This is a genomic window from Halorubrum sp. SP3, from assembly GCF_005435195.1.
Lineage (GTDB): Archaea > Halobacteriota > Halobacteria > Halobacteriales > Haloferacaceae > Halorubrum > Halorubrum sodomense.
In genome coordinates this window covers 1-4,066 of the sequence record NZ_SGTU01000033.1, presented here as the reverse complement: position 1 = coordinate 4,066, position 4,066 = coordinate 1, and the positions used below count along the sequence as shown (strand labels likewise).

The 4,066-nt window shown below is 55.1% G+C and carries 4 protein-coding genes; all 4 read left to right on the top strand.

Annotation, left to right across the window (positions count from 1 at the left end; all coding sequences use genetic code 11):
• Positions 1-1,391, top strand: a 1,391-nt coding sequence (locus tag EXE42_RS14815; protein WP_137706829.1) for a DNA cytosine methyltransferase, incomplete at its 5' end; no start/stop codon positions are given.
• A 314-nt stretch (positions 1,392-1,705) separates the two neighbouring features.
• Positions 1,706-2,137 (top strand): hypothetical protein, encoded by a 432-nt coding sequence (locus EXE42_RS14810; protein ID WP_241988396.1) that lies wholly within the window; start codon positions 1,706-1,708, stop codon positions 2,135-2,137.
• Between the two features lie 77 nt (positions 2,138-2,214).
• Positions 2,215-2,892, top strand: coding sequence for a hypothetical protein (locus tag EXE42_RS14805; protein ID WP_137694921.1), 678 nt, complete (start codon positions 2,215-2,217; stop codon positions 2,890-2,892).
• A gap of 52 nt (positions 2,893-2,944) precedes the next feature.
• A complete protein-coding gene (locus EXE42_RS14800) occupies positions 2,945-3,964 on the top strand; it encodes a hypothetical protein (RefSeq protein WP_137706828.1) in 1,020 nt (339 codons plus the stop codon).
• Positions 3,965-4,066 lie beyond the last annotated feature (102 nt).

The following is a 4,066-nucleotide window of genomic DNA, read 5'->3' as shown; positions in this document are numbered from 1 at the left end:
CCGATCTCGACAACGACGACGTCGAGGCGGAGACGCCGTACGAGGTCACGTCGAAGCACGCGCACCTCCTCGACGACATCCCGCCGGGGCTGAACTACTCCTTCTACACGGAGAAGCTGGGACACCCGGACCCAGTGTTCGGGTGGCGCTCGCGCTTCTCCGACTACCTCTACAAGACGGATCCCGAGGAGCCGGTCCGAACGCTGAAAGCGCAGCCGGGAGCCGCATCGGGACCGTTCCACTGGGAGAACCGGAAGTTCACCGAGGAGGAACTCAAGCGACTCCAGTCGTTCCCGGACGATTACGTTCTGACCGGGAGCTACGGGGACGTGGTGAAGCAGATCGGCAACTCGGTACCGCCGCAGATCGCGGCCGTGCTAGCGCAGTCCATCGCGAAGCAGATCTTCGGCCGTGACCCGGAAGTCGATCTCCCGATCGTCGACTACGGTCCACAGCACCTCCCTGAGGTCGAGCCGATGCCGGCGGGGTTCGACTTGAACTTCCGCTCGCGGAAGCGCACGAGCAGCGAGGAGTACGAACGGAAGGCCCGAGAGCGACTCATCGAGCTCGGGCTGTGGGAACCCTCCAACGCCCGCGACGGCGGACAGAGCGGGCTCGAACAGTTTGACGACGGTGACGCCCCGACAGTCGCCGAAGAGAGGGAGACGTATGAGTACGCGTGGGGATTCGACTCCTACTTCGACGGGGAGCGAGCCGACGACGTCGACGACCTCGGCGAGACGTACGAGCGTCGGTTCCGCGTGACGAGTTCCGTCGAGAAGGGGACGCTGAACATCGATGTCGACGGCGTCGACCAGGGGACGGGTGAGATCGAGATTCGTCTCGAACGGAGCAACGGAACGCTCCTTTCGTCGATCGGCGTGTCCGAGATCACGTTGACGGCGACCAACTGCGACGTTGACAGCGTCTTCTACCTGTGGTATCTGCTCAAGCAGGACGTTCTCGATCGGACGGAGTACGAGAAGCTCGAGGACGTGGTCGGCCACTACTCCACGACGCGAAGCGACTACACCTCAGAGCTGACGGTCGAGGGACTCGAAGAGACTCCCGTGACGGCCGCGCTCTCGTTCTTCAGCCGGGAGGACAACTGTAACACCGAGATGACGCTCGGCGACTTCGCGAGGCGGAGCGGGCTGGAGCCGAACGAGGCTGTGGAAGCGATCGAGCAGCTCCGGCAGTGGCGCTACGAAATTCGGACGCCAGCGACGCACTCGACGATGGCGACCGCGGACGGGGTCGGCTCGAAGATTCTGTGTACGTACCCGTTCCCGGACCTCACCTCGACGTCGCACTTCGACGCCGATATCGAGCTCACCGACCTCCACGAGGAGGCGGAGCGCGTCGACGAGTTGGCGACGAAAGAACAGTAAGGGTAGGCCGATGCGGTCACGTCGCGCAAATTTAAATTAGAGATTTACTCGGAGCTGACGGTTGCCACACCGTGCTTCGGCCCGTAACAGTGGCAGGGGCTTCATCAGGACAGCGGGATAGCTGAACTCATGAGCAGCAAGGAAGCCCTCACACGGTTAGCAGACGACATCGCGAGCGTCATCCCGACCGTCGACGCGAACACCAAGGGACAGTACGGAGACGGAATCGGTTCGGAGGATGAACCGCGGCAGGTGGGCTGCTCGTCGACGAGCTACAGCGCCACAGCGAAACGTACCAGGGCACGCGACAGGAGGTGCCGTATCCCAACGGATCCGGAAGGTGCGATATTGTGCTTCCGGGTGAGATCCCGGTCGAGTGTAAGCTACTCCGGTACTGGCGGGCGAACGGCGATTCAGAGGACTATATGCCGAAGCAGGTCTTCAGCCCGTTTCACGAGAACACGCTGCTAACCGACTCACAGAAGCTTAGCACGTCGGGGTTCGAGCGCGACGGCGGACTGCTCGGACTGTTCTACAAGCGGTCGGATGCTGACCCGGAATCGGTTGCGAATCTCCCTGAACGGTTTACTGCGGAGCGGGTGGCCGAGAAGACGGCTCGCGATATCGAGTACTGGTTTGATATTGACGTCGACGTCTGTGGGGTTGCGGAGTTCGACGGGCTACAGCACCCAATACAGGCACAGGGAGCGGCGATTACGTGGAAATTCAGATCACAGAACGACTGAAATGTTCGAGCGAGAAACAAGCGGTTTCAATTAACGAATAGCTAGGGTTTTTCATCTTCGTTGTTTATTTAGATATCATGAAGTCGGGTGTAATCGGAATCGTCAAGGGTAAACCACGGCAGGTGGAGTCGTATCACCGTACCGTCGAGCAGGATGGTACGCCATTAACCGAGTGTATTGAGGTAACCCAGACACACGATAATGTGGGAAGTGGATTCACAGTCCAGACAGGCCGCGCAGCCGTTCAGTCGATTGTTCAGGAAGAGACCGTACAGATAACCGATCAGGGCGAGATCGCGGTTATCGAGGAGGGTCAACGTCAGACAAAATATACGGAATTCGTCTTTGTACCCGGTGAATTTGTAGTGGTCGACAGTGGCTCCGGCGTATTCCTCTTCGACATGTTGAGAGACATTGTCGGACTAGAGTCCGTTGAGAGGGCAGAGTTCGACTTGGCTGAGTTCCTGTCGGAACACAGTGAGAGTACACCTTGGCAGGTCGGGTTCTATGGGGTTGGTAGTGAAGCGGAAAAGGGCGTAGTATACGGTGAAAATGTACTTAGTGACGCCCACATTGGGAACACGCTAAAGACCTCGAACAAGAACCAAGTAGGTGTAAATCACCGGAGGGGAGAAGAGAAGGTGAAGGTGAGTCTAACTGAAAGTGGATACATCGACGTATACCAGCCGAGTAATTACGAATCAACAGACTTCGCGGAGTATGTTATTGACGAGATCATCCATCTGAACAAATAATATGATGGATAAAATTTATACCATACAGACACATCACTTCGAATAATAATCCATGCCAGAGGAAAACGAATTTAGCTATAGCGGCTATCTGATATTCAATTCCGTTCTGGAGTTCGAAGACAATTCTAACATCTATTCAGACGATTCGGTGACTACTGTCGAGTCCGAGATTGACGATGATCTAGACGAGTTTGAGCCCGGATCAGTTAGCCACCCGGGAGATGGGTTCGAATTACTGAGTATTCGGGATTACATACGCGATGACGAAGATGTTGACGAGGAATTGGAAGCACTCGCCGATGACTTACTCGGGATCCGCTACCAGTATGAAACCTTCATTGAAAAAGAAGCCGAAGTCAACGGCGAACGTCAAATAGTACAAATACCGACTATCAACGACGTAGACGCTTACTGGGTACATCCGGAGTTCATTGCGTTGCGGGGTCAAAAGGGTGAAATGGAGTCGGCGAAGGAACGGTTACAGCGAGTCCTCTCTACTGGAGTTCTACTTCGGGAGATCCAATTTGATGCGGACTTTCTGCTGTGGCTCTTCTACAAATATCGCACCGATGATGACCCTACTTCGAGTCTTGGCATCCGGAAGCTGACCGACTCTGAAGCGAAAGGTCGTGAGGATTACTTTGGTCGCAGTAACATCGTTAGCGACTCGCAGAACTTAGGACAGTCAACCCCTCTCCTTATCGGAATTCTACGGCAAAAGAGCGTCTCGATGCTTGAGGGTTTCTTCACGATGGACGACACACAAATAGCCGCTAAAATAGAGAAAACGAAGATACATGTTAAGGCGTCGAAGGGGGCAATCAGTGAAACCACGAACGATACTCTTCGCATAGCCCTCGCCATAAAATTCGTCAGAGAACTAGTCAAGCTGTATGAGCACTGGGAGTCTCTCGATCCTGTGGACAAGTATCCTCCTTTCGAGTTCTTCGAAGGTATCTACGAAGAGTGTAAAGATCAGGGGGTAAGGATCGATACGATACCCGATACACTTCTGAGCCGCTTTGCGAACTTGCGTGATGAGCCACCGTCTGAGTGGAACGTCGGAATATGATGGTGAGGTAAAAAGACCCATATATCCCTATTGTAATACGTAGATATGGTCAGTGTCCGTAAAGCTAGCTCGGATCTTTCTCAGTGGGAGTCATCCCTACCG